A 24,588-nucleotide genomic window follows, 5' to 3' on the forward strand; every position below is an offset into this window, starting at 1 on the left:
AAAAATCGCATGAAAAGGTAGAGAAGCATGTTAAAATTACTGGGGACACAACCGCGCTTAATCATTGGAAATGTCGTTTCTGATGCTGTCATGGACCAACCTGACGATGATTATGTCCAGCGCATGGAAGCTGGCATGCCACGTAAGGTCTGGACCATGCGCGAAGGCGATATACTGATTACATCGGTTGCCGTTCCCGCGCATATGAAGCAGTATGCATGCCAGACGCTTGGTTTAAACCCGGACAATATCGTCTGTTTGACGCCCGCTCAACGCCTATCTTATTTTCTGACTGAAAACATTCTTGCTGATCAAACCCTGATGCAAGAATTAAGACAACTCATACAAAGCCGGCCCGGAATAGAATACTACCCCTTTCTCCTCGATAATTATGCTATGGCACTGGCACAGGAATTACATATTCCCATCTCATTGTATGGCGGCCTGTATGCTGAAGATATACAGAAAAAAGCGATTGTGGAAAATATCATCTATCAGATGAACCGTAAAAGTCACTTTCGCAACACGATGGTCGAGCTTGGCGCACATGTGGCGCGTGGACACGTCGTCACATCTCCACAGACATTTATACAGGTTGCCACTGATCACCTTAAATCAAGCACGAAAATTATTATCAAACGGGATCGCGGCTCCAATGGGTATGGACATACCGTTATCGATAGAAATGATCCGGATGTGAATAGCCAGATACAACATTTTGCCAGCGAAATGTTATCTGTTCCCTATATCGTAGAAGATTTTCTGGCCCAACGCTGGGCACCCAGCATCGAACTGGCTGTTGCCAACGATGGCCCACACCTGTTATACCCATGCGATCAAAGATGTTTGAATAACTCCTGGGTTGGCATGTCTATCCCCCCGTTAGACCTACCAGCCTCGCTTCATACAGCTATTACCAATGCAGCATTCTCCTTTGGGAAGTATCTCTATCAGGCTGGATATCGTGGAGTATTTGATGTCGATGGGGTTGCCAACGAAGTAGGTAACTGGATCGTTACAGAGACCAATCTGCGCACAACGGGCGGCACCCATATGCATATCATTCTCACCAGACTGCTGGGAGAAGATTATCTAACTCATTACTGGACCCTGGCGGAAAGCATCCGCACCAACAATACCTCATTTGCAACGCTGTTTGAGAAAATGGAGCAGGCCCAGATTGCTTTTCGTCCAGAAAAGCAGGAGGGTGTGATTATCACTGCCGATGGAACTCTGACCGATGGGAAGTTCCGCTACATCCTTTTCGCCCACAACGTTGAACGTGCATTACAAATAGAAGATATACTACGCAATCTTCTTTAAATCAGCAAAGGATAGACAGCAATATGAGCAATATAGAACAAGAACATTGGAAAGAATCCAGTTCAGAGATTTTCATCGATCTGGGTGAAGCCTTTACACCATGGCGCGAAAGCTTGCGGCAGATGTTCATCGATCTTACCCCCGCCCAAAAAGACGAGGCTTTTACTTTTGTAGAGTTGGGCTGTGGGCAAGGTTGGCTGACAGAAACCCTGCTCCAGCATTTTCCTCATGCTCGTGCCATCGCTCTGGATGGCTCAAACTTGATGTTACAACAGTCCCAGGAACGGCTCTCTGCATTTAAAGATCGCGTCGAGTTCCACCTCTTTAAGCTGGAAGAGTCAGAGTGGCTCTCTCAATTACAGGATATCCGCTATATCATCAGTTGTCTTGTTATTCATCATTTGGATGGAGCAGGCAAAAAAAACCTCTTTCATGCACTCTTCGATAAATTACAGCCACATGGAGGATTGATTATTGCTGACCTGGTGGCTCCAACCAGTGAACCTGGTCGTCGACAAATGGCAAATGCCTGGGATAGAGAAGTGCGACGTCGATCTCTAGAACTGACAGGCAATCTCCAGGCATACGAAAAGTTTCTGTCAGAAGAGTGGAATTATTATAACTACTTAGATGATCCTATCGATATGCCCTCAAAGATTTTCGAACAATTACAATGGCTCCAGGAGGCCGGATTTAAAGATATCGACGTATTCTGGGCAATCGCAGGTCACACGCTCTACGGCGGATATAAATAACACTCCACACCCAGTGTCGCTCTAAGCTCGACTTTGTACAATTTGAAAATGTGAGCTCGAAAATACGTCGCACTCGCCCTTTTTCTCAGGCTCAAAAGCCTAAAAATGTACAAAGTCGAGCTTAGAGAGTGTTTGATTCCCATGCTCTCCACGATCTCTGCGCATTCGTTTTCGCACCTGCGGTGCTCAAAAGGGTTTTAGTGTGTGGTGGAAGAAAGGTGCTGTGCACCTTTCTTGCACCACACACTAAAAAGGGCGCAGGCGCGCAAGCGCCTACCAACCGGTCAAACAGTAAGATCCCGATGGTGATGGGAATCAAACACTTTGTTAAAGAGAGATCATCATTACTACTACTGATTGTATGTACCCAAAGACGACAAAGAAGGATAGTGTACATATGGAAAATTTTACTACAGCAAAATCGTCCGAAGGATTTCAAGATTGGGATACCTTTGTTAGTCAATATTGGCAAAAAGAACCTGTCGTTTTACACGATACTGTCCTGTCAAGCGCTGACGATATCTTTCAGACGGTCATACTGGCATGTGAAAAATACTGCGCTCAGGAGGAGGGGGTCTATCTCAAATTATATGTGAATGGCAAACAGATCTTACAGGATCTGCCACAATATCTTCCACATACTGAGGACGGGTCTCCCAAAGGATATGAGCAACGTTTACAACGCGAGCTCAATGCAGAAAGCTTTATCCTGTTTATCACCGGTTTTGAGCGCTATAATGCCAAGCTCTATCATCGCGCTCAAGATTTTCTGAGTCATTTATTTCAACATACAGGGATTCCAGCCGGTCATGCCGAATTAGAGTTGTTCTTAGGCCGCTACACCTATACGCCCGGTGGCATTCATAAAGAAGAGTGTACTAACTTCCAATGGGTAATCGATGGCGACAAGACAATGCATACCTGGCCTGAAAGTACCTGGAATACTGAAACATTATCAGTGAACTTGCAACATGATCCAACTAGCCATGAGGAAGAATACTTTTTGGAAGATGTCAGCCTGAACGATACTCGTCATGGTTCCAAAGCGCTCCGAGGAAAAGCTGGTGATATCTTATACTGGCCCTCCAAATATTGGCATGTTGGAGAGACACCAGAACTAAGTATGGCGATCACACTGGCAATCTATATGCACGGTCGTCCCTATCAGGAGGTACTCCAAACGGTTCAACAACTGGTTGAACAACACATTGGCTCCAGCAACATTGCTCCAGCGTATCCATTTCCAACAAGTACCAATACCTCCCTTGAGAGTGCTCTCCCTGCCAGTCTGCACCAACCCTTCGCCATCATCAAAGAACTCACCAGCACCAGACTCCTTCAGCAAGCGTTGCTAGAACGCTGGCTCAAAAGAGCCTCAAATCTGAGCTTATCAAAAACCCTGGAGTTGCTCCCAGAGAAAGTGTTCACTGAGGCAGAGAGTATCCATTACGTTTCACCCAGACCAATTCTCTACACTCAGCTCGATCCGCAGACATTTCTCTATGCAGCCAATGGGCATTGTGCCACCATCAACACCGAGATCCATCTGGCCCAGTTGCTCGATTTCTTGAATACGGGCGCAACCATCACGATCAGCAACGCACTGGCACAATATAGTCCAATGCAGACAGCCAGAGCATCTACGGAACTTCATCAAATTATCACTTTTCTGTACCGTGCCTATGCTATCTCCGTCGAATAGGGGCTACGATACATCCGAGTGATCATTGTTTTTTTGAGATCTGGCGTATAGCTCAAAACTGTGAAGAGTGAGGATTGCCATGTTATTGCCAACAGTCATTGTAAAACCAAGCGCGATCGATGGTCATGGGTTGATAGCAACCCGCGATATTCCTCAAGGATGTGTCGTCTGGCTCCCTTGCCCGGAATGTCGTGTCTGGTCAGAGCAAGAGCTAAAAAATATGTCCACTGAGCAAGCGCAATGGCTCGATACCTACGGTTATACGCTCGACAATGGCAAAACATTGCTTCCGTGTCATAATGCATATCAGATGAATCACTCCTGTGAAGCAACCACACTCGATTTCGGTTTAGATTTTTGTGTAGCTATACGAAATATACAGGCAGGAGAAGAGGTGACATGCGATTATCGTACATTCAGTAGCGACCCTCCCTGGACACTCACATGCCACTGTAACACTCCCCATTGCATCGGCACATTTCGTTCCACCGACGGATACAATTCCGAGGTACAACGTCAATGGGCCAATAAGTTAGAACCCATTCTTCCATTGATCAGAACCGTAGAACAACCGCTACATACCATCCTCATGCAAGCGAGCTCATCCTATCGTCAAATATGGACAGCAGCAGAAGGATTTGTATGTAAAGCTGATGTAAGTATTCGGAGACCATCTTTTTACAGGTAAGGATGAACAATCTTGCGGAGAAGAAAGTAGCATCTTCTTGTACATCTAGATGTTAGAGAGGGAACGGACCTTGAGTGATCGACATCTCTTTTTACCTCAGAATTATGATTATATATCTTTTGAAGATGTAGCTGAGTATTATCTTCAATATCAGCAAGAGCTTGGTCTCCCAATAAAAGATATCGAACTACGATTAGAACATATTCAGGAAGAAATTCGGCGATCAGGAACCTACGATCAAACGTACAACGAAGTTTCAGTCGGAACAAAATTGGCATGGAAACATGCAATTCGTTGTATTGGCAGGCTTCACTGGAATAGTCTGGAAGTCAGAGATCTACGCCATCTTTCTCACAGTGACGATATCTTTCAAGCATTGATCGAGCATATCGAACTCAGTACCAATGGAGGAAAGATCAAACCCTTCATTACACTCTTTGCCCCTCAAGAACTCGGCAAACCCGGCATCCGCATATGGAACACTCAACTCATCCGCTATGCAGGCTATCAAAACGCCGATGGCACCATTCTAGGTGATCCTGCGGAGGTCAACTTTACCCGCTTTGCTCTGGAACTTGGATGGAAGCCGGAGAAAACGCAAAGAACCGCATTTGATATTCTTCCATTGATTCTTCAACTACCCGGTCAAAAACCCCAGCTCTTTAATTTACCGCCCGATATTGTCCTTGAGGTTCCCATTATCCATCCAGAATATCAGTGGTTCGCTGATCTCGATCTCAAGTGGTATGCCTTCCCTGCAATCTCGAATATGTGTCTGGAGATCGGCGGTATTCGCTATACAGCTGCACCTTTTAGTGGCTGGTACCTTGTCACAGAAATTGGAGCACGGAACTTTGGAGATGTGAACCGCTACAATTTTTTACCAAAGATTGCTGCAAAAATGGGGCTGAATACCAATTCCGATCGCTCACTGTGGAAAGATCAAGCCCTGGTGGAATTAAACAGGGCCTTGCTCTATTCTTATACACAGAAAAAAGTTACTATGATTGACCATCACACAGCCACTCGACAATTTGTGCTCCATGAAGAACAAGAAAAAAAAGCAGGTCGTCAGGTCCATGCCGATTGGAAATGGATAGTACCACCCATGTCAGGATCAACAACTCCGGTCTACCACCGAAACTATGAAAGCATTCAACTGAAGCCCAATTGGTTTTATCAATCCAATACATGGGAGGAATATGCACTACCAATCGGTGGATAAACAATTGCTTTGCTCCGCAGAAAAAAATGGTTTAACGGACAGGTTCTCCAGATCAATACATATCCATTCGAGGAGGAAAACGCTTGCGCATCAAAATAACTGTCTGCGAGCTCCACAATGAACCAGATGTGTTTGCAAAAGACTGGCAACATCTGATTGAACATGTCCAGCACGAACAAAGCCAGCTTGTTGTCCTTCCAGAAATGCCTTTCTCTCCCTGGCTGGGAACAACGGCACAGTTCGAGGCATCACGCTGGCAGGCCAGCGTCATAGCACATGAATGCGCTCTGACATCTTTATCAGCGCTCGCACCTGCCACTGTTTTGAGCAGTCATCCCCTCAATCGTGATGGGAAACGTTTAAACGCTGGCTTTAGCTGGGGCAGCCAGGACGGCTACCGGTCAATACATGACAAATACTATCTACCCAATGAAGAAGGTGTTTGGGAGGCGTCCTGGTATGAGAGGGGCAACGAAGATTTTACTGTCCAGAGATATCACGATCTCTGTCTAGGAATGCTCCTGTGCACTGAACTATGGGCATTGGACAAAGCAAGAGCATATGGGGCTGAGGGAGCCCATCTGCTCGTTGTCCCACGCACAACAGAACGTAGTACCCTAGATAAATGGCTAGTCGGAGGGCGTGCTGCGGCCATTGTCTCCGGTGCCTTCTGCGCCTCTTCGAATAGAGTAAGTCTAGACGGAGTATTTAGCGGTGGTGGTTGGGTTATTGACCCGGATGGTAATATCATCTGCCTTACCTCACCAGAACAACCCTGTATTTCGGTTGAAATTGATCTACAGATCTCTGAGCAGGCAAAAACTAGCTATCCCCGTTATATATTTTTCACAAAGTCGAAAACGAGAGAGGAATAAGTGTCATTTGAATCAATTCTTGGTTCTTACGCAGGTTCGCTGATTCTAGCTGATCATGGGCTGATATGAAAAAGGAGTCTTCGCTTCTGGCGTCGATCGGTGCATTCTCAACCGAAGAGATTCCACCAACTATCAGCGAACCTGCGTAAGTTCCAATTCTTTTCGCATTTTGAGCCATAAATTTTCGTGTACCTGAATAGTTAAGAAGCAAAAGGAGCACACTTTTGATGTTCTCTGACACAATTCTTTTCCAGACAGCAAGCCGAGAGTTTTCTGGGTGTTCTGATCGCTCCAAACGGCTTTTTTCGCATCGATGCGAAAATATATGGGTCGGAAATGATACCTTTTGAAGTTGCTCCAGAAACAACTTCATTGGACTGCATGAATGGTTATGCGTCAGAAAGTATGTGTTTTCCTTTTGTCCGGCTATGGATTGCTTCGAGAAAAATGGTCAAATGCTGCTTGGAAAAGTTACGGGTCAGGACCATTTCACTGCTCTACGGCTTTAGCTGGCTCCACTCGCTCTTTTATAGCGAGCGAGCGAAAAATTTATGAGTCAGAAAAACGAAGTTAATTGATTCAAACGACAATAAGCGAGAGAGAGTATTACAGGTTGTTGCTAATACAAGCTTTTAGACAGAGGCAGTATGCCAGAGCATTGCTGACTTCAATTATTTTGTTGAGAGGATTGTATCAATGATTGCAGATAAACCGACCATCGTCAATAGAAATCATGGTGAGAAGGGGAAAGAACTTCAAATTAATTTGGTGTTTCATAAGGGATTTGAAAGTATCGGACAAAAAGAACATTCATCATTCTTTGAACACGATCAGCTCGGTATTTTTGACCACCTCCTGAGCCTGAGCCAGCATTTTAGTTATCACATAGATACCGATATCGCAACCATTGCCACTGCCATTACCAACGTGACTCATGGCTCTGTCAAGATGATGCTCCTACCCATGAAGATACGTAATACAGGAAATTGTCCCATTGAAGCTTCTTCGTTCTGCTTTCCATTACAATTTCATGGTTTTACGTATGGAGCACTCCTCGTCTCGCCAGAAGTATCCTATCCAGACGCCTCTGAGCTTTCTCTGGTTATGGTAAGTGTACTGGCGCAGATCTGTAGCCTTCTCTTAAATACCCTCGAGCAGTCCGCACTCTTGCAAATCAAAAAATCGGAGATGTACCTGCAATCCAATCAAGACACAGTTTTGACCGAGCGCGAAAAAGAAATATTACATCTTATCTGCCATGGGCATGATCAAGAATCCATTGCTAACAGACTCTGTATTAGCAATAAAACAGTGAAAAAACATAAGAACAATATTTATAAAAAATTAAAGGTCCACTCTCAGCAAGAGGCTGTCATGATTGCGTATGTAGAAGGCCTCTTCTCTCCTATTGAGAAACATTCACAACCCAAAGACATTTGTAGATATTATAGCGAAATAAATTAAGCTATAATATACTACCCAGGGTCTGAAAATTATTGCTGGGAAAACCAAAAACGAAACAAAAGGTCGAGGGCCAGGGCAGGATCATGGGAGAACGTTCTTCGCGTTTCAGCAATGTGCGTTGTACCAGTTCGATGGATCAACGTGATCGCCAGATTGCGCAACGTCGCCAAAACCTGAGGAGCGACTCCCGAACGAAGGCGAGAACGATCCTCACCGAATGTGACATCGCGAACGTAGTGAGAGCCGTTCTCAATAGACCAATGCCCCCGCACGATGGTGAGCAGTCGTAGAGGGGAAGCGTGGGCAGGAGAAAGATTGGTAATGAGATACACGACTTCGGTAGTTGTGCCTTTCTTGCTGGTAACGACACGAGTCACTTGAGCCACCTGACGAATGTGTGGCCACGTGGTGTGTAAGTACGCATTCATCTCGGAACTGACGCGGATGCTGCGGTGTTCAATACGTCCGCGACGACGATCCCAGGTTTCATCCTCGGTGCAGTGAGCATCGGATCAGCAAAATACGTTTGCAAATCGAGGAAAAGCGTGGGCTGATTTTCTTTGACGGTTAAAACAGTAAAATCCTGGCATTCATGAACAACCTGCATCCATTTCACTTGCGTGTGTAAGGCATCAGCAGTGTAGATGCGTTCGGGCTGGACGATGAGTGGAAGCATGGCTTGAGCGACAGGGATTTCATTGGTTTTGTCTTGCACACGGACCTGCAACAGCGTCTCTTGCTCATCATGCGTGCGAAAGGAGAGGAGGTTGGGGGCGGTTTGGTCAGCCGTTTTGGCTCCGCGAACCACTTTGCCATCCAACGCGATGGGGGACGGTGAGGCAGGGTGTAGCGTGGCACGAACCCAACAGGAAAGCAGATTTTCCAGTGCCTGTATCGAGAGTTGAGGAAGCAGCCAGCGATAGAGTGCTCCCGTTGGGCTGAGAAAACGTCTTTGACTAAACACGCGTTGCAGAAGGGGGCGTTGACCCTGACACCATTGTCCAACTGCTTCGCTATGGTTGCAATTGCAGAGCAATGCGGCGACCAGACAGGTGAGCAAAAACGGGAGGTCGTAGCGTAAACCATGAGACGAACGGGGATCAGGAAGATGAGCAAAAGCTTGTGAGAGACTCAAAAGTGCACAATCTTTGCATAATTGCTCACGTTGCTCAGCAGTCAATGACGATAACGGTTGGGAAATTGCGGTACAATTCATGACAGAGACTCCTTTATACTGGGATGAAATGTGATGTTTCCATCTTATCAGCTTTGGGAGTCTCTCGTCTCAGCAATAATTTTCAGACCCTGAATATACTACCCCAGGAGTATTGATTATTTTCGCTTTTTAATCTATCCTAAAGGTAGCCGGGGTGGCGGAATGGAAAACGCGCCAGCCAGTATGGAAGGTGAGCAGATGCTCTTGAAGGTTCGATTCCTTCCCCCGGTACCACCCATTTTTAGGACTATACTTCATGCGTCCAGAGGAAACCACATACATACAATCCGCCAGCAACTACTTTAGAAATGATGTATTCATCATTCTTATTCATATACCTCTTGATGCAGATCATTCTCAACAAAACAGGATGATACTTCGAAAGAAAAATGCTCACCATGTTCCCGCTTTCCTCTTTAGATCCTGGCTTTGTTCTTGATAAAAGGAGTTCAACACATGCGACTGCTAATTGCCGATTCTCTTTGTGACTATGTCACGGCGATACGAATGCTGATACGGTTCGAAACCTCCACCACAAAAACGGTCTTGCCCGTGTATAGCAATTGGCGCAATGAAGCCGCAGCACAGGAACTTTTTCCGGCAGATCTGTTTGAAGAAGAACTGGTAATCAACAATCTGCACAACGATGCCCTCCCCGATCCCGCTACGTTGTTTGACGAGTTTCCAACACGACCAATACAGCAACATCTCGTCGTTGGTTTCCATAATAGTACCTATGCATATACAGCAGTACTACATGCCTATATCACTAACAGAGATTTTCTCTATGTAGAGAGCTTAGAGGACCTCATTACAGCACTACAGACACGCACATTATCGAGCGACGCGACTATTACAATCTGTGCAGAGCAAAACTTCTTCGAGCAAGGTGCACTAAATCGTCTCTTCGGCGCCCTCAGCCAGGACTTCTTCCCCCATCGCCCAATCTTACGCCACCCCATTGGCTTCCTGACAGCACCGAACTTAGGCGCACTCAGTTTTTTGTTACTGAAAACATATGCCTATCCGTCAATCTACAATAATCGAAAACCATTACTTATCACTCCATTTGCTTCTAAGCAAACCGTCCTACCATCGGAAAACCATGATACGCTCTGCCGAGAAGATTGTTCAGCCACAGCAATTCAAGCCTTATTAGACCCCCCCCGTACAGCCGTTGCCTTCTACAGTCATAGCCATGAAGATTGCATTTTCCTGGGCACAGATATTCTAGAGGCCGCCAGTTCCTCTCGCTTTGGTCAGCGTTTATCCCATCTGCTCGACAATGGAACAAAAGCAACCACTGGTATTTCTCTTCCCACCACAGCTATCCATTGTCAGGTACTTCTTGCCAATATGTGTACCGGGATCAAATTTACGCATGGACTCTATCCTTCTGAGCAAAACATTGGTCTGGGCTTCGTCATAGGCTGGCCTGCATGCTATATCGCTCCAACAACCATCAAAAATAGCGTGAGTCCTGAAGCGTCACTCTTTCTTCATCTGATGAATATCGGTTGTTCCATCGGCGAGTCATTACAAGCTGTGAATGCGACACTCGCCAATCTCAGTTCAGACCCGCAGGCCTATGTTCTGGTCGGTGATCCATTAGTATGCGTGGCCCCTCCCGAACCCTTTGCCTCTGCCACCATCATCCATAGCGATGAGTATACAGTTACATACCAGGCACACATAACGACAACCACCACCGCCGTCATACGCGTAGCTCATCCTTCCCTTTCTGACTGGGTGAAGAGCGGAAACTGCTATCTAAGCGCCATTGAAACGCCCGCAGAAGAGCACAAGAAGCTCAATGTTGATTATCTCTTTTTGCCATCCAACAAACCAGATGAACTTCTTCTTATCATGTTCAGTCTATCCTCTTTCGGGCCGGGAACGCTCCATCTCACATTGACCGCACTGGCACCGATGAGTAAAGATGAAGCTATCACACTCAATCAGTCCCTTCTCCAGAGCGAGACCCTCATGGCTTTGTCGCATTTCTCTCATAAACTGGTCAATACACAGATCGAATTAAAAAATCTGGTCAAAAACGCAACACTCTTTCTGCGTGCCAAACGGAACGTCGTTGCCTATCAAAAAGCCAGTCAACAGAAGACAAAAATGCTTCTGCTGGTAAATAAGCTCCAAAAAGAAACGCTGACGGTGCTATTAGCGCGTCTTTCCCATGGCACACTGGCCTTTACGGAACGCTATATCGATCAATTTTCCTACACATCGTGTCACTGGACCAACAAAAAGTGCTTCTGTGGAGAGCTATTGTACAACCAAGTGCTTGTCCATCCGATTATGAGCCATGTCGAACGCTATATTCTCTTATGCCCTCGCTGTGGCATTGTCAGCGACTCACCAAACAATGGACTGACCGTCACGATCGACGGCCCCAGCTCACTTTCTCCTGGTGAAACAATTGTCTTACGCTTACAGATACAAAATGCAACCGAGGAGAATCTAACATGCCATATTGGCATGGGGATTGAGTACACAAAATTCATGATAGGTGATTATACCATCAATCCATCTCCTGTCTCCATTGATATTCAGGCGCAGAAAACAGAAAGTGTCCCCTTTGAAATCACCTGTAGCACAAACTTTACCGACGACGTATATTTCTTAAAAACACTGGTTCTCTACAATATGCATCTCATCTGTCTGCACAGACCAATCTCCATCTATGCATCATGAGTAGTGATACGAAAGGGCGAAGCTATGGATCTTTCAATCAACGGAACCCGACTCTACTGTAAAATGGTGGGATCTCCACTCCATTTTCCGCTCATTATGTTACATGGAGGACCAGGATTTGACCATACCATGCTTCATCCCTGGTTAGATGCTCTGAGCGAAAACTTCCTGCTTGTTTATATAGATCAAAGAGGGCAGGGACGCTCCCAGCCGGTAGATCCTACCACATTGACTCTCGATCTCTTTGCAGACGATATCAATCATATCGCTCATGCATTGGGATTTGAGCACTTCGCCCTCTTTGGACATTCCTATGGAGCGATGATTGCTCTTGCCCATGCAGCTCATTATGGAACAGCGACGCACTACATTCTATCATCAGGGTCGGCGAGTGGAAGTAAATCCACCGCTGATATCCTCCAGAACCTCGAAACCTTTGAGCCGGAAAGTGTCAGACAAACTCTATTGTCTTCCAGCAATGCTATCTACGATATGCAGACGCAGGAGGATGCCCGCCGCATCCGACAGGTAGAATTGCCCTTTCACTTCTATCAAACAAATACCGACGCCTATCAACAGTTTTGTCACAACGATCAAACCATCTATGCACTGGATGTTCTTAAGTATTTTGATACAGTCGAGAGTATTATCGAATATGAAGACCAGTTGCATCACGTCAACAAACCCACACTGATCATGACAGGTGAATATGATCGTATCAGTACCCCGCGAGCTGCTCGCGAGCTATATACCGGCATCGCTGGGAGTGAACTGGTCATTATCCCCAACGCAGGTCACATGGCCTATGTGGAACAGCCCATACAATATAGAGAAGCGCTACTCCATTTTTTGGGGTCTCTTCGGCAGAATATACAATGAGACAAGACCCGCTCGGACACCATCCCGAGTTGTGTGGTGCGCCGTGGAACACGACCTGATATCCCCGATACAGTCGAGAAGAATTTGAAAGGAGATTCTTGGGTCATCGTGTTCACCTGAAGCCGAAAGGCGGAGGGAACAATATCACGCATGAAAAGCTCTAGTGCTCTGAAGATGTTTAGGAGTAATTAATGCAAGAACCGCGCACTATGGTGAAAGTTGATTGCTTGAAGCCTCATCCCCAGATGGATTACCTCGGGTCCCATCGATACAACATCTGCGATCGATGCCACTCTGTACCTTGATTTTACACACTGATCGAGCGTACCTTCCGCAGTGGTAACTCTTCTGAAAGGAAACTTTCATGTCGGGTGGTAAACCACTTTCATGAACGTCTACTTAAGAGCATGGAGCCGACTAGTTGCCCAACTCGATCAAAGATCAGGCAGGTATCTCCTGCGAAATCGAGCGAAGGCAGGGAATACGTCGCCTGGACATAGGCCAGAATTTTGTCTGTATACCCATAGAGCGCACGTTCATGAGACTGGAGCAGGCCATAGATCGTTGGCACATCGGAGAGTGTGGTCGGACGGATGGTGAAACCCCCTGGTTCGACAGAGTTCATGTTCTCCTCGCTTCTTTTCTTTTTTGAGGAGTATATCAGCATTGTTCGCTTCAAGCAGACAAGCTCTATTCACCAAAGCTGACGGAGTTCCAACTTATGCGTCAGCATCGCCTCGCATTACATTTGACACAGCAGGATGTGGCGAGCAAACTGGGGATATCAAGATGCTTGGTATCTCGCATGGAGAAGGAGTCTCACACCTTGAACGACATTCACACACGAAGAAATTTATTAAAAGCATTGCCAACGTTGCCTTTAATCGGGTTAGGGCTTGCTGCTTCTCAGCAGCAACAACAGCCCCTTCAGGATGTGTCCTTAATTACACAACTGCTTCAATATCATCGGGAAGCCTATTTTTCCGGTGGGGACTTTGGAAATCTGTCAGAGATTGAGGAAACCATTGGTAAATTCACTGAAGGGTGGACCGATTTTGTATTGAAAGGTGGAAATTTGATCTGAATGTTGGAAATCGGGGCTTCGTCTCCAGGCCATGCGCCCCCACTACGGCTTCTTCCATCGCTATCTTGTCAATGAGACTCCTCATGCTTGGCACGAACCGAACACAATGAGTGGTATGGGTTGTGGTGGATGGTCGGGATGGTGAGGTGAAGGTCGGGTGAAATATGCGGTGTTCAGCTTGCACCTCAAGCGCAGAATAGAAGTGTCAGAAGAGAAGTGTCCATGCTTCTATTGATAGCATGGAACTCGCCTTTCTTCGTGGAGCGTGGATACTGGAAGTTCACTTCCATGTTCGTGTGGCACACGTTGCTCCTACGCTCCGCAATGCCAGGCGACGAATTTACATGCCTGAGTGGAAGGAAACCAGATGGAGCACGGGATGAAGAGGCGACTTCACGATGATTCCCATGATTCACGTCAATTTTCCATCCTTCAGTTCAACATCTGGCCACCCTTGAGTTAAATTACCAGGAGGATCAGAACGTGAGAGGTAAGGTGAACGATGAACATTAGTATTGGTCTGCCGGCGGACATTCCTGGGGTCAAGGGGGAGTTGCTTCTGGAGTGGGCGAGGCGGGCAGACGGCTCGGCTTTTTCGAGCCTGGGGGTGACTGACCGAGTGGTATACCCGAATTACGAGCCACTGATAACCCTGGCGGCGGCCGCGAGTGTGACGAAGCGCATTCGTTTAATGACAGCGGTGCTGCTCGCGCCGTTGCGCAGGACGGCCCTTCTGGCCAAGCAGGCTGCCAGCCTGGACGCACTCTCCAACGGTCGGCTGACGCTCGGCTTGGGCGTTGGCGTGCGCGAGGATGATTTCCTGGCGGTGGAGGCCTCCTTTCGCGATCGCGGGAAGCGCTTCGATCAGCAGCTCGCACTGCTGACTCAGATCTGGTCTGGCCAGCCCGTCAGTGGGACGATGGGAGAGGTCGGCCCGGTGCCCGTTCAGCCAGGCGGGCCGGAGCTGCTGATGGGGGGGTACTCCCAGAGAGCGAGTGAGCGGATCGCTCGTTGGTGCAATGGAGCACTTGTCGGTGTAGGCGGTGGAGGCCCGGAGATGGTGCGCCAATCCCTGGAGATGACCAGAAAGGCCTGGCAGGAGGCTGGCAGGCCTGGCAAGCCGCGCCTGGTCGTGACCTCGCACTATGCTTTGGGTCCCAATGTGACTGACTGGGTGAACCGAACCGTGCGAGACTACTACGCGTTCTTAGGACCAGCGGTGGCACAGGTAGCTGCCGGAGTACGTACCACGCCAGAAACCCTGCGTAGCCTTGTCCAGGAGTTTGCAGACATGGGAGTGGACGAACTGCTGCTGTGGCCGTGCATTCCCGAACTGGATCAGATCAGCCGTTTAGAAGACGCGATCGCAAAAGTGCCTCACTAACGTGTAGGGAAACCGTGAAGAGAATGAGAACGGGAAAAGCGATTTCGTCACATCTCTCTCTCGGTATCGGCCTCAGCCGCCGGCCCCGGGAGAGCATGATCGCGACTTCGCGCGGCCAAGGCGGCGACTTCTCCATAGCCGTGACACAATCAAGGAGAGACATCCATGGACACAATCGATCTCGCCTACGTCGAGCGGGGCCCGCACGAGGAACTGGTCGCCTCCATCGCCGACCAGCAGGACTACTACGCCGATGAGGGCGTCCACGTCGCGCTGCGCGATGGCTGCTCCTGGGACAATGAGCGACTGCGCCACGGCGCCACCATCGGGCTCGGCCGGACACTGCTGTCCCGACTAACCGATGGGCGTTTTAGCGCCAGATATACTGGCGTCGAATTGACGTGAGTGGCCTGAAGAGGCTGAAGGCCACAAAATCGGCTCTGTTGCATAAAATGGCGGTGCTTTTGTTTCGCTTCCTCTCGTCCTTCATATAAATTATTTTGAGAAAGATAGCCGCAGAAAACACGTCATTTTTGCCATATAATCTGGCGCATTACTTTTATAGAGCCGCTCCTGAAGCATTCTCAACTTTTTGCCAGATAAAATGGCGCACCATCAAAAAAAGAGAGAAAAGAGATCGCTTCTCGTAGCTGTTGTGATTTGCCAAACGTTTTAGCCGCCTCGGACACAATATGATTCAAAAAAAGTTGGACATGATATGGGTCAATTTCATAAATGGTCCAACTAAGGGTCTGTTTTGGAATGCGCGGCGGTAATAGGCTGTCTTTTACCCACATTTTTCTATTCAAGTGTGAGTTGAGAAGCCAGGTGAATTCCTTCTACAAGCGTTTGGATGTATAACCATCCTTTCCAGAGGGTTTTCCAGCCTGGCTCTCCATCTCCCTTGCGTCCCAAATACCCTCCAGCCTGCGCAATGCGATGCCAACAGCGTCTGGTGGTCAAACGCTCGGAGGCTACTTTGGCCTGATACGCGACCACCTTGACGACATCCATCGGCAGCACCTCACAAGCCGGTCGCTCGGGATCGTGACGGGCGCATTCTCGCAACTGCAGAAGCCGCACGGCCAGAGGCGCCAGAAATCCCAACAGCGTTCGCAAGCCTTCATAGCTTTGGATCTGACATGCTTCAATGTGGCAGCCGGTTTTGAGGCATTGATGATAATCCTCCACAATCCAACGGATGCGAACCAGTCAACCCGTTCCCAGGCTTGCTCCTCGTTGTTGACCGCTACCGAGGTGACCAACATCCATTCCAGCCCATCCTGACCTTCAGGCGGGTCGGGTTCCCAGGTTCTGACCACGGTCACGATCAGTGGGACGGCTCCCTTGCCCCTTCTTCCATCGGGAGGCCACAGTCGCATTGTTCCCCAACTCACGCACAAGGTCGCATCTCGCTGGGGCGCTTGTGATTGCCATCTCAGGTCAGGGTTCGCTGCCCCTGCGATGGCCAGCTTCTCACTTCCTCAAAGAGATGGTTGATCGGGGTGGCAGGTGTGCGTCACGCTGCTTGCTGCGACGCTGGTGAGCGGCTGGGATCGGGGTGTCCCCTTGATCCACCAGCAGATCGATGCGGCGATTGTGTTTGACCCGCAGGACAAAGCCACATCCCAACGCTTGACAGACCTCCATGAAGGCAAAGATATCGCTGCCTCGATCCCCGACATGAATATATTCGCAGTTTGCAGGTGCCATCCCGATGCTCTGCGCTTGTTCTTGCCACACCTGCGACTCTTTTTGTTGGCGTCGTTCCCGTTGGTGCATCGTTTCTCCCTCCGGGGCAGGCTGGCGCAAAAACGGCTTTTGGGCGGCGATGCCGAACACCTGCCGGTTGGTGGGGGACACGGCTAAGACGGTTTGCAGCAAATAGCCCTGATGATCCCCTTGTCCAATGGGGCCCAATCCCGTGGTGGTGGGATGGTGCTGATAGTCCACCTCGGTCGTATCTTGAATGAGGAGCACGCGTTTCTGCTGCTGCATCTGCATGCGGGTGTGCTGCACATACGGCTGGATGAGCCGTTCATAGGTCACCTTCGGGCTCTCCAGGAGCCGATACGCGGCTTTGGTGCCGGCCTGACTCCTCATTTGAACGGGCAATGACTCCATCGGAAACCGAGCCATGGACGCGGCGACCTGAACGGCCCGGGCCGTGTGTCGTGTATCAGCCAGCAACGCTGCCCCATAGGTCAGGACGGCCCACTGTTCAGCAGTCTGTATGCGCTCTTGCTCCATTTTTTCTTCTCTCTCTCTCTTTCCTTCACTTTTCCTTTCTTCTATTCTATCACTTCTTCACGCCAAAAATGTGGGTAAAAGACAGGGCGGACGGTCTGCCCCTACGAGAAGCCGCGCGCCGTTTCAACGTTGCCGTGACCACCGTCAAACGTGCCGTGGTGCAGCAGCGCGCGTCTGGCTTGCTGGCGCGCAAGCCGATTCCGGGCTACCCACGACGCATTGGCCGCGAGCAGGAAGTGATTTTGTTGGCGCGGCTGCAGGCCGAACCGGATGGCACCGTGCTGGAGCACTGTGCCTGGTGGGCGGAGCACCAGGGCCAAGAGCTGAGCGAGGCCCCGATGTGGCGGGCGATCCGTCGGCTGGGCTGGACGCATAAAAAAAGTCACTGGCAGCTTGCGAGCGCAACGAGGAGCAGCGGGCGGCCTGGCGCGAGGAGATCGCCAAGCGCGACCCGCAGCAGTTCGTCTTTGTCGACGAGAGCGGCACCCACACCTCCCTGACCCGGCTCTATGGCTGGGCGCCGCATGACGAGCGGGCGACCGGCTCGGTGCCGCGCAATCATGGCAAGAACACGACCCTGGTGGCGGCGCTCACGCCTGGTGGACTGCAAGGCCCCCTGGACCATTGAGAGCGCCATGGACACCGCGGCGTTCGAGCGGTATGTCACGGAGGTGCTGGGGCCGACGTTGCGGCCGAGGCAGATCGTGGTGCTGGACAACCTGAGTGTCCACAAGGCAGACAGCATCCGCAAGGCGATCGAGGCACGCGGCTGCGAGCTGCTCTTCCTGCCGCCCTATTCGCCCGACTTTACCCCCATCGAGCAGGTGTTCTCCAAGATCAAAGCCATCTTGCGCGGGCTGGGCGCCCGGATCCGTGACGCCCTCGTGGAGGCCATCCGCCTAGCGGTCGACGCCATCACCTGCGACGATGCGGTCGCTTGGTTCATCCACGCGGGCTATTCACTGCCCGCTGAAAGTTCTTGAAAGCTGCCGTATTGTTTTCCTTCAAGCCACAGTGTTGGCCGTGCGCGTTTAGTCCGGACTCCGATCCCAGCCGGGCGTTTAACCGTACTTGAGCTCGGTGCTCTGACCGACCTCGATAATGTAACCGTCTGGATCGCGGATGTAGCAGCGCGTCTCGCCGTACTTGGGGATCGGCGGCGTGATGAACTCGGCTCCTCGACTTTTCCATAGTTCATAGCACTCTTGAATATCGGCAACGCGGATATTCATAAAGCCGTTGATCTTATCCGGGTCGGGGACGGTGAGCGTTACCGACGGCTTGTCGGGGGTTGGCCCGCCCCCGACGTTGACCAGGAGCCATGTATTCGCGATCTGAATGTACCCAGGCGCGCCCTTGCTGTCGCCTCTGCTCAGAGCGCGGCCGTCGAAGACCGTTTCATAGAAGCGAAGCGATCGGTCAATGTCGGCGACGGTGAGAAAATGTGCGACGCTGATTCCCTCCCGCGGGGGCATCTCATAGCTCTTGTGTCCGATTTGTACGCTGTCTATTGACGGCTCCGATTCGGATCCAGTCATGAGTCTCAGAAGCGCCTGAGCCGCCGAGGTCGACGATGCAGGATTCTGGCCAGTGATGAGACGGCCGTCAGTGATAGAAAAAGGCTGCCAGTTCGCCTTCTTCTCGAATATGGCGCCGAGCCGTAACAGTTCGTCTTCGACCAGGAACGGCACAACCTTGGTGAGCTGCATCGCCTCTTCCTCGCCGTTCGTGAAACCGGCGACGTGTTTTCCTTTCACCAGCGGAGTGCCCTGGTAGGTAACGTGGCGAAGCACCCCGGGCGAATGGCACACCAGTGCGATTGGCTTGCCGGAATTGTAGAAGGCCTCCAGAAGAGCGATCGACGTAGGACTCTCCGCAAGATCCCACATCGGGCCGTGCCCACCGGGATAGAAAACGGTGTCGAAGTCTTCCGCCTTCACGTCCGCAAGTTTGACCGTGTTGGCGAGAGCCTGTTGCGCCGCCGCGTCCTTTTTGAACCGCGCCATCGCCGGCGTTTGATTTTCAGGCAGATCGCTTTTCGGATCGAGCGGAGGCTGCCCGCCTTTCGGAGAGGCGAGCGTCAGCTCAACTCCAGCATCCCTGAATACGAAATAGGGGGCCGCGAATTCCTCAAGCCAGAAACCAGTCGGGCGCCCCGTGTTTCCCAGTTGGTCGTGCGATGTCAGGACCACCAGTATTTTCAACAGTATTTTCACGTTCCTTCTCCTTTGTAATACGGTCGACCGCGGGCACTCTCAGCGATTGCCCGTACCCGTAGCTGGTGGTAATTTAACTCAAGGGTGGCCAGATGTTGAACTGAAGGATGGAAAATTGACGTGAATCATGGGAATCATCGTGAAGTCGCCTCTTCATCCCGTGCTCCATCTGGTTTCCTTCCACTCAGGCATGTAAATTCGTCGCCTGGCATTGCGGAGCGTAGGAGCAACGTGTGCCACACGAACATGGAAGTGAACTTCCAGTATCCACGCTCCACGAAGAAAGGTGAGTTCCATGCTATCAATAGAAGCATGGACACTTCTCTTCTGACACTTCTATTCTGCGCTTGAGGTGCAAGCTGAACACCGCATATTTCACCCGACCTTCACCTCACCATCCCGACCATCCACCACAACCCATACCACCCATTGTGCTCGGTTCGTGCCAAGCATGAGGAGTCTCATTGACAAGTCCTCCTTGCAGAACGTGCGCAAGTTTCCAACCTAAGTTGTAGACATCTTGAACGCCAGTATTCAGACCCTGGTCACCAGCCGCAGAATGCACATGGGCCGCATCTAATGCCTGCAAGTAGATGAGAATAGCAGATATGCCCTGCTTAACAATTTCTGGTGGAGGGGTCTGTAGTAAAGGGGGTTGTAATAGATTGTCGAGAAGGGAAAGTGCCCTCAGATTCGAGAGAGCCCTCATTTCGACAGATAAGCAGGGTTTCAGGCCACTCGACGTTTTTGCACATCTAGAATGGGACGCGCCACCGTATTCATCTGCACTGAAAGCTGCAAACGACGCCCATCAGGTAAGCGTGGCGGCATTGACCCGTTCACAGAGCGTTTCCAGATCCTGATTGTATCGCTTGTCATTGAAAGGCCGGAGCGATACCTCCACGGCGCCCTGCCCCTGTGTAACCAGCCCTGGCAGATGGAAAAAGGGAGCCAGGCGTTTTTCCAGAGTGGCTCGTTTCTTCGCGACCTCAGAATTTTCCACCGGCCTTTTGCTGTAGCCGTGGTTGGTATCCAGCCCTAAGGGGAGCAAAAAATCACGGATGATATTTTCCTGGAGAGGCCAACGCGGAGTGTAGATTTCGGCAAGCTCCACCGCGTCGATGGTTTCCGCTGTGCTCACAATCAGAATGAGTTTCGGAGCGGGGCGACCTCGCGAAGAACGTCTCCTTGTTTTGAGACCCGCAGCGGATACTGTTGCTAAATTGTTTTTCTGTGCTCAGCGTGAGTGTATATTTCCTCATCGATCTCAGCCGGGCAAATGAATTTAGCAACAGTATCCGCTGCGGGACAAACACTCCAATGTACGTGAAGGAGTCGAGGCCACCATATTGATCGGTTTGGAGAACAGAGATAACCGTTCGTCCCATCTCTTTGAGCGCTGCCAGAAATTCTGCCGCCATTCCCTCACGATCAACGACGATGTACTGGACAGTGCCAAGACCAGTTTCTTGCTCATAACGCTTGATTGTGATCGGCAATGAGCCGGTTAAATGCTGATCGCCACGATGGGTAGTGGCCAGCAGGGGAGGCCAGATGTATCATGGAGCAACACGAGCGTTCGGCTTCCCAAGATGGTTGAGAGTCGCCCTACTAACCCACGAGGAATGAAGGCATCTGTGTAGACCGGCTTGCGGTGCCCATCGATGTAAAAGAGGGCCTGTTTGTCCGTATCAGCAAGGTCTTCGGCCTGCCAGAGACCAGTTGTCCACTTAGCCAGAGCGCCTGTCAATACTTCAGCACCATTGGAACTGGCAACGTCTAACAGGAACTGTTATGTGTTAAAATACCCGTATGACCGCGAACGCCCGATAAGTAAACCGAGGGCATCACCTGTGTAGCTGCGTAAATCCCAGGTGCGCGAGAGACCAACCACGCCAAGAAAGAGCAGGGTACGCAAGAGGCTCTGACGTGATGAAGAAGAGAGATGAGCAAGACGTGAACCAGCCAGAGGAGCACAGAAGGAAAGAGCAGTTTCTAAGGTTTCCAGCAATCTTGTCTCGTGTACAGCAGCGACGAGGAGCAAAGCACCTGCGCCTTCCTGGAACTTCGGTCCAGGAGGAGAAGAGACCGTTTGCTGTTTTTTTTCGAGCGCCCCACGTGATTCCCAATGCCCAGTTGAGCACGGACTCGATTAAGGTGCCCAATACTGACCTGGATGCTGAATGGTTCTTGCAGTGCTGCTTGCACCTCCCGACTTGGCATTTGTGGATTGGCGTGGCAGGTTGTAACCAGCCATTGAAGCACGGCTTCTCGTAGTTTGGCTGGATGCCCGTGTCTTCCATCGCGGATCGCGGCATCTCCCCGTGTCTGTATCGCCTGTAAAAGACAGTACGCAGTTGATCGACTGATGTGAAGTCCTGCCATTGCAGTAGCCTTAGGCCCGGGATGTCCCGCTTGCATGAGCGAAATCAGATACGCTTTTGGAGAGGGTTCAAGGCTTTTCTCATCCTGCTCTTCCATATCGCGTCTTCCTTTCTGAGAAGATGGAAACGTCATGAGCCTACATCCATGACGTTTCCAGGAGAGACTGCGCGCTCGTCATCAACCAGTGACAGCGCGAAGAGAGTCACTGATCCAGTTCTGACGCGGTCAGCCCTGGTAGAAATCGGCAAGAGCAGTGAATGCTGCCTTGGGTTCCCAGGGCATATCAGGGTAGGTGTCGCCGAGGCGGTTCTCCAGGACCTTGACCACGCCCCAACTGGCCATGTCGAGGTCCTCGCGGGGGGTGCTGCGGTGCGGCCAGCCGTAGCAGACGAAGGTGCATGCGAAGGCGGCATCGACGCCTTCGGTGGTGAAGATGTCCAGCAACTCGCGCAGGTGGGTGGCCTGCTCCTGTTCGTCGCGGATGTAGTCGCTGTTGAGCCGCACCGGGGTGGTCCCGTCGTACTCGATCAGCTCACTGCCGCCACGGCCGCCGCGGTCGCCCGCGCCACGGTGAGTGGCACAACCGAACTCCGTGATCGCAACCGGCTTGCCCTGCGCGACCAGCGCGTGGATGCCCTGCTGGTAGATGTGGGCGACCTCCTTCGAGCGGTGGGCATCGACCGAGACGATGTCGAACGGCGTCCAGTCGACGCCCTCAAGCGGGATGGAGGCATAGGTGACTTTGCCGCCAAACCGCTCGTGGACCACGGTGACGGCCCTGGCGAGGAAGTCGTTGATGCGGGCGGGCAGCCCGGCCAGCATCTGGAGTGTCCCCGGCTCGCGCCGGAGCAGGCGGCCGGTCCGCTCCTCAAGGCTGTTGCCTGGCAGGAACTCGCTGTTGAACAGGCTCAGTTCCGCGCCGGTGACGAACACCACTTCGGCTCCCCGGCGGCGAATGCTCTCGGCACGCTCGGCGGCGTCGGCGAGCAGCTTGAGCATCGCCTCGGGGCTGAGCTGGTAGGAGAACGGCGAGAACCAGACCTCCAGACCCAGGTCTGCGGCGTGGCGCGCGGCGAATTCGAGCTGGTCCAGGTCATTGCCGAACAGGCGCACTGCAGTGCAGTGCAGGTCGTCGCGGATGATCTGCAACTCGCGGCGGACGAGCGCGTGGTCGAACGGCCGGCGAGTGACACTGTCGAAACTGAATCCGGTGTCGTAACCGATACCCTTGGCTCGCAGGGATCGTTTGTGTTGCGTGGCTGTTTCGGTGTTATTGAGCTTCATACACGTTTTCCTTTCGGATACTTTTTCCTTCAAACAAGAAAACAAAAGAAAAGGACAGGCGAATATCAGGACATACTATCTGCTAAAGCGATATTTCCTTTAGCTTTTAAGCAAGCTGCTCTACGATGATTCTGAGACGTTCTTCTCGGCGGCTTCGGGCTGAAAAAGTCGCAGAACGATCTGGGCATCAGGAACAGAGGTGCGGAATTGTTCTGGATCTCGCAGGGCCCAGCGAGTCAGGCCATCAAGACAGGCGCTCACCACCGCTACCAGTTGATCCGGATCGCCCCGCGCAACCTCGCCGGTGGCCTGACCCTCAACAATCAATTGTCTCATCGTCGCCAGCAACGTTTGATAGCGTTTGCTGAGCAATTCGCGTATCTCTTCGGGCATCGCGCCCGCGTCGAGCGCATGATTCAGCAATTGATGGACCTCAAGTGGCTCGCGTTGCCCACGTGCTCCCACGATATTCGAAATCAGCGTTGCAAGACGTTCCCCTGGCGTCCCAGGCATCTCCACGAGCTTCTGGAACTCGGAAGAATCGTCTGGGACAGTCTGCTTAACCAGCTCAGAGAAAATCGCCTCCTTGTCGGCAAAATAGCGGTAAGCTAGCCCAATACTGATCTGAGCTTCAGCGGCAATATCCGTGATCGTCGCCTCCATCCCCTTGCGAGCAAAGACGCTCCTGGCACTCTCCAGAATCTTTGCACGCTGCGCTTCGCGCAGGCGTTGATTCGCTTCTGACGTTCGAGGCATTCCATTACCCTTTTTCAATGAATGAAAATTTCTTTCATTGTTAAATATACCTCTTCGGTTCGTCCTTGTCAAGTCACAATGCAGGAGATGTGCAGAGAAGAAAAACGATCCGCCTTCTTCTGAAAACGGCGGCCAGAAAACACAAAAAGCCCTCCTAAAAGCCGTGCGAAAACCGCTTATTGAGGTGTTTCCCTCATTCAGGCGACTGAGGGAGGCTCAATGGTCACCTGGCAACCCATGCTTTGGAGCCGACGAACCAGATGCTGTTGGAGTCGTTGTTTATCAAGCTCTTTAAGGTACTCAATGCCTTTTTCTTGATAGCATTCCCCTGACTTCATCATGTGATAGTAAATCACCAGAATACTATGGCCAACCGCTATTGCCGCCCGTTTACTG

25 protein-coding genes, 1 tRNA gene and 4 pseudogenes are annotated in these 24,588 nt (G+C 50.7%); 16 read left to right on the forward strand and 14 right to left on the reverse strand.

The genetic code is table 11. The features are described from left to right. Window positions 1–27 precede the first annotated feature (27 nt). From F1593_RS19530 to F1593_RS19560, 7 genes are all read left to right on the forward strand, one after another. Window positions 28–1,323: a preATP grasp domain-containing protein gene (locus F1593_RS19530; protein ID WP_149403247.1), complete on the forward strand. Its 1,296-nt coding sequence runs from the start codon at window positions 28–30 to the stop codon at window positions 1,321–1,323. Window positions 1,324–1,346: 23 nt separating this feature from the next. Continuing rightward, complete coding sequence (locus tag F1593_RS19535; RefSeq protein ID WP_149403248.1) at window positions 1,347–2,078, forward strand: class I SAM-dependent methyltransferase; 732 nt, start codon at window positions 1,347–1,349, stop codon at window positions 2,076–2,078. A 397-nt stretch (window positions 2,079–2,475) separates the two neighbouring features. Further along, window positions 2,476–3,780, forward strand: a complete 1,305-nt coding sequence (locus F1593_RS19540) for a cupin domain-containing protein (RefSeq protein WP_172632264.1) — start codon at window positions 2,476–2,478, stop codon at window positions 3,778–3,780. A gap of 79 nt (window positions 3,781–3,859) precedes the next feature. After that, window positions 3,860–4,468: an SET domain-containing protein gene (locus F1593_RS19545; RefSeq protein WP_149403250.1), complete on the forward strand. Its 609-nt coding sequence runs from the start codon at window positions 3,860–3,862 to the stop codon at window positions 4,466–4,468. Between the two features lie 70 nt (window positions 4,469–4,538). Continuing rightward, window positions 4,539–5,693, forward strand: coding sequence for a nitric oxide synthase oxygenase (locus F1593_RS19550; RefSeq protein WP_235932636.1), 1,155 nt, complete (start codon window positions 4,539–4,541; stop codon window positions 5,691–5,693). A gap of 83 nt (window positions 5,694–5,776) precedes the next feature. Beyond that, a complete protein-coding gene (locus F1593_RS19555) occupies window positions 5,777–6,568 on the forward strand; it encodes a carbon-nitrogen hydrolase family protein (protein ID WP_216368925.1) in 792 nt (263 codons plus the stop codon). A 696-nt stretch (window positions 6,569–7,264) separates the two neighbouring features. Then, window positions 7,265–8,032, forward strand: a complete 768-nt coding sequence (locus F1593_RS19560; RefSeq protein WP_149403252.1) for a response regulator transcription factor — start codon at window positions 7,265–7,267, stop codon at window positions 8,030–8,032. A gap of 29 nt (window positions 8,033–8,061) precedes the next feature. Here F1593_RS19560 and F1593_RS29900 read toward each other — a convergent pair whose 3' ends face one another. Together F1593_RS29900 and F1593_RS19570 are read right to left on the reverse strand one after the other, a co-directional pair. After that, complete coding sequence (locus tag F1593_RS29900) at window positions 8,062–8,493, reverse strand: ISAs1 family transposase (RefSeq protein ID WP_371873889.1); 432 nt, start codon at window positions 8,491–8,493, stop codon at window positions 8,062–8,064. Next, complete coding sequence (locus tag F1593_RS19570) at window positions 8,457–9,248, reverse strand: ISAs1 family transposase (protein WP_149403254.1); 792 nt, start codon at window positions 9,246–9,248, stop codon at window positions 8,457–8,459. Before F1593_RS19570 ends, F1593_RS29900 begins: the two co-directional genes overlap by 37 nt. A gap of 148 nt (window positions 9,249–9,396) precedes the next feature. Between F1593_RS19570 and F1593_RS19575 the strand changes: the two genes are divergently transcribed. The 3 genes from F1593_RS19575 (at window position 9,397) to F1593_RS19585 (ending at window position 12,833) form a co-directional block, all read left to right on the forward strand. Further along, window positions 9,397–9,482 (forward strand) — tRNA-OTHER (locus F1593_RS19575). Window positions 9,483–9,704: 222 nt separating this feature from the next. Further along, a complete protein-coding gene (locus tag F1593_RS19580) occupies window positions 9,705–11,954 on the forward strand; it encodes a COG1361 family protein (RefSeq protein ID WP_149403255.1) in 2,250 nt (749 codons plus the stop codon). Window positions 11,955–11,978: 24 nt separating this feature from the next. After that, on the forward strand, window positions 11,979–12,833 hold the full coding sequence (locus tag F1593_RS19585; protein ID WP_149403256.1) for an alpha/beta fold hydrolase: 855 nt from the start codon (window positions 11,979–11,981) through the stop codon (window positions 12,831–12,833). Between the two features lie 385 nt (window positions 12,834–13,218). Here the strand turns inward: F1593_RS19585 and F1593_RS19590 are convergent, their stop codons facing one another. Then, a complete protein-coding gene (locus tag F1593_RS19590; RefSeq protein ID WP_149403257.1) occupies window positions 13,219–13,458 on the reverse strand; it encodes a hypothetical protein in 240 nt (79 codons plus the stop codon). Window positions 13,459–13,554: 96 nt separating this feature from the next. Here F1593_RS19590 and F1593_RS19595 point away from each other — a divergent pair, with 96 nt between their 5' ends. The 3 genes and pseudogenes from F1593_RS19595 to F1593_RS19605 all read left to right on the forward strand — a co-directional run. Then, window positions 13,555–13,917, forward strand: coding sequence for a helix-turn-helix domain-containing protein (locus F1593_RS19595; RefSeq protein ID WP_149403258.1), 363 nt, complete (start codon window positions 13,555–13,557; stop codon window positions 13,915–13,917). A gap of 502 nt (window positions 13,918–14,419) precedes the next feature. Then, window positions 14,420–15,301: an LLM class flavin-dependent oxidoreductase gene (locus F1593_RS19600; RefSeq protein ID WP_149403259.1), complete on the forward strand. Its 882-nt coding sequence runs from the start codon at window positions 14,420–14,422 to the stop codon at window positions 15,299–15,301. Window positions 15,302–15,466: 165 nt separating this feature from the next. Further along, a pseudogene (locus tag F1593_RS19605) lies at window positions 15,467–15,667 on the forward strand (ABC transporter substrate-binding protein); the annotation flags it as partial. Window positions 15,668–16,102: 435 nt separating this feature from the next. Here the strand turns inward: F1593_RS19605 and F1593_RS29905 are convergent. Beyond that, window positions 16,103–16,315, reverse strand: a complete 213-nt coding sequence (locus F1593_RS29905) for an IS4 family transposase (protein ID WP_371873887.1) — start codon at window positions 16,313–16,315, stop codon at window positions 16,103–16,105. Here F1593_RS29905 and F1593_RS29405 point away from each other — a divergent pair. After that, entirely contained in the window at window positions 16,241–16,588 is a 348-nt protein-coding gene (locus tag F1593_RS29405; RefSeq protein ID WP_235932637.1) for a hypothetical protein, read from the forward strand. The two genes, F1593_RS29905 and F1593_RS29405, sit on opposite strands and share 75 nt — an antisense overlap. A gap of 189 nt (window positions 16,589–16,777) precedes the next feature. Here the strand turns inward: F1593_RS29405 and F1593_RS19615 are convergent, their stop codons facing one another. Continuing rightward, window positions 16,778–17,551, reverse strand: coding sequence for an IS4/Tn5 family transposase DNA-binding protein (locus F1593_RS19615; protein WP_149403260.1), 774 nt, complete (start codon window positions 17,549–17,551; stop codon window positions 16,778–16,780). A gap of 70 nt (window positions 17,552–17,621) precedes the next feature. Here F1593_RS19615 and F1593_RS19620 point away from each other — a divergent pair, with 70 nt between their 5' ends. Both F1593_RS19620 and F1593_RS19630 read left to right on the forward strand, forming a co-directional pair. Further along, window positions 17,622–17,927: a hypothetical protein gene (locus F1593_RS19620; protein ID WP_149403261.1), complete on the forward strand. Its 306-nt coding sequence runs from the start codon at window positions 17,622–17,624 to the stop codon at window positions 17,925–17,927. Window positions 17,928–18,111: 184 nt separating this feature from the next. Then, complete coding sequence (locus F1593_RS19630; RefSeq protein ID WP_268907074.1) at window positions 18,112–18,534, forward strand: transposase; 423 nt, start codon at window positions 18,112–18,114, stop codon at window positions 18,532–18,534. A 78-nt stretch (window positions 18,535–18,612) separates the two neighbouring features. On the opposite strand, the gene F1593_RS29910 is transcribed toward F1593_RS19630, so the two are convergent. The 9 genes and pseudogenes from F1593_RS29910 to F1593_RS28485 all read right to left on the reverse strand — a co-directional run. Next, a complete protein-coding gene (locus F1593_RS29910; RefSeq protein WP_216368929.1) occupies window positions 18,613–19,089 on the reverse strand; it encodes a VOC family protein in 477 nt (158 codons plus the stop codon). Continuing rightward, a pseudogene (locus F1593_RS29915) lies at window positions 19,078–19,755 on the reverse strand (type 1 glutamine amidotransferase domain-containing protein); the annotation flags it as partial. The gene F1593_RS29910 and the pseudogene F1593_RS29915, both read right to left, overlap by 12 nt. A gap of 481 nt (window positions 19,756–20,236) precedes the next feature. Further along, window positions 20,237–20,344, reverse strand: a pseudogene (locus F1593_RS29920) (FAD-dependent monooxygenase); the annotation flags it as partial. Window positions 20,345–20,578: 234 nt separating this feature from the next. Continuing rightward, window positions 20,579–20,908, reverse strand: a complete 330-nt coding sequence (locus tag F1593_RS19645) for a hypothetical protein (protein WP_149403264.1) — start codon at window positions 20,906–20,908, stop codon at window positions 20,579–20,581. A 366-nt stretch (window positions 20,909–21,274) separates the two neighbouring features. Further along, complete coding sequence (locus F1593_RS19650) at window positions 21,275–21,517, reverse strand: hypothetical protein (protein ID WP_149403265.1); 243 nt, start codon at window positions 21,515–21,517, stop codon at window positions 21,275–21,277. Between the two features lie 245 nt (window positions 21,518–21,762). Beyond that, window positions 21,763–22,248: a COG3415 family protein gene (locus F1593_RS19660; protein ID WP_149403267.1), complete on the reverse strand. Its 486-nt coding sequence runs from the start codon at window positions 22,246–22,248 to the stop codon at window positions 21,763–21,765. A gap of 129 nt (window positions 22,249–22,377) precedes the next feature. Beyond that, the gene (locus tag F1593_RS19665; protein WP_172632267.1) at window positions 22,378–23,391 is read right to left on the reverse strand and encodes a glycoside hydrolase family 113 protein; all 1,014 of its coding nucleotides are present in this window, start codon (window positions 23,389–23,391) and stop codon (window positions 22,378–22,380) included. Between the two features lie 165 nt (window positions 23,392–23,556). Continuing rightward, complete coding sequence (locus tag F1593_RS19670; RefSeq protein WP_149403269.1) at window positions 23,557–24,192, reverse strand: TetR/AcrR family transcriptional regulator; 636 nt, start codon at window positions 24,190–24,192, stop codon at window positions 23,557–23,559. Window positions 24,193–24,389: 197 nt separating this feature from the next. Next, a pseudogene (locus tag F1593_RS28485) lies at window positions 24,390–24,588 on the reverse strand (IS110 family transposase); the annotation flags it as partial.

It is taken from the genome of Dictyobacter arantiisoli, assembly GCF_008326305.1.
Classification (GTDB): domain Bacteria; phylum Chloroflexota; class Ktedonobacteria; order Ktedonobacterales; family Ktedonobacteraceae; genus Dictyobacter; species Dictyobacter arantiisoli.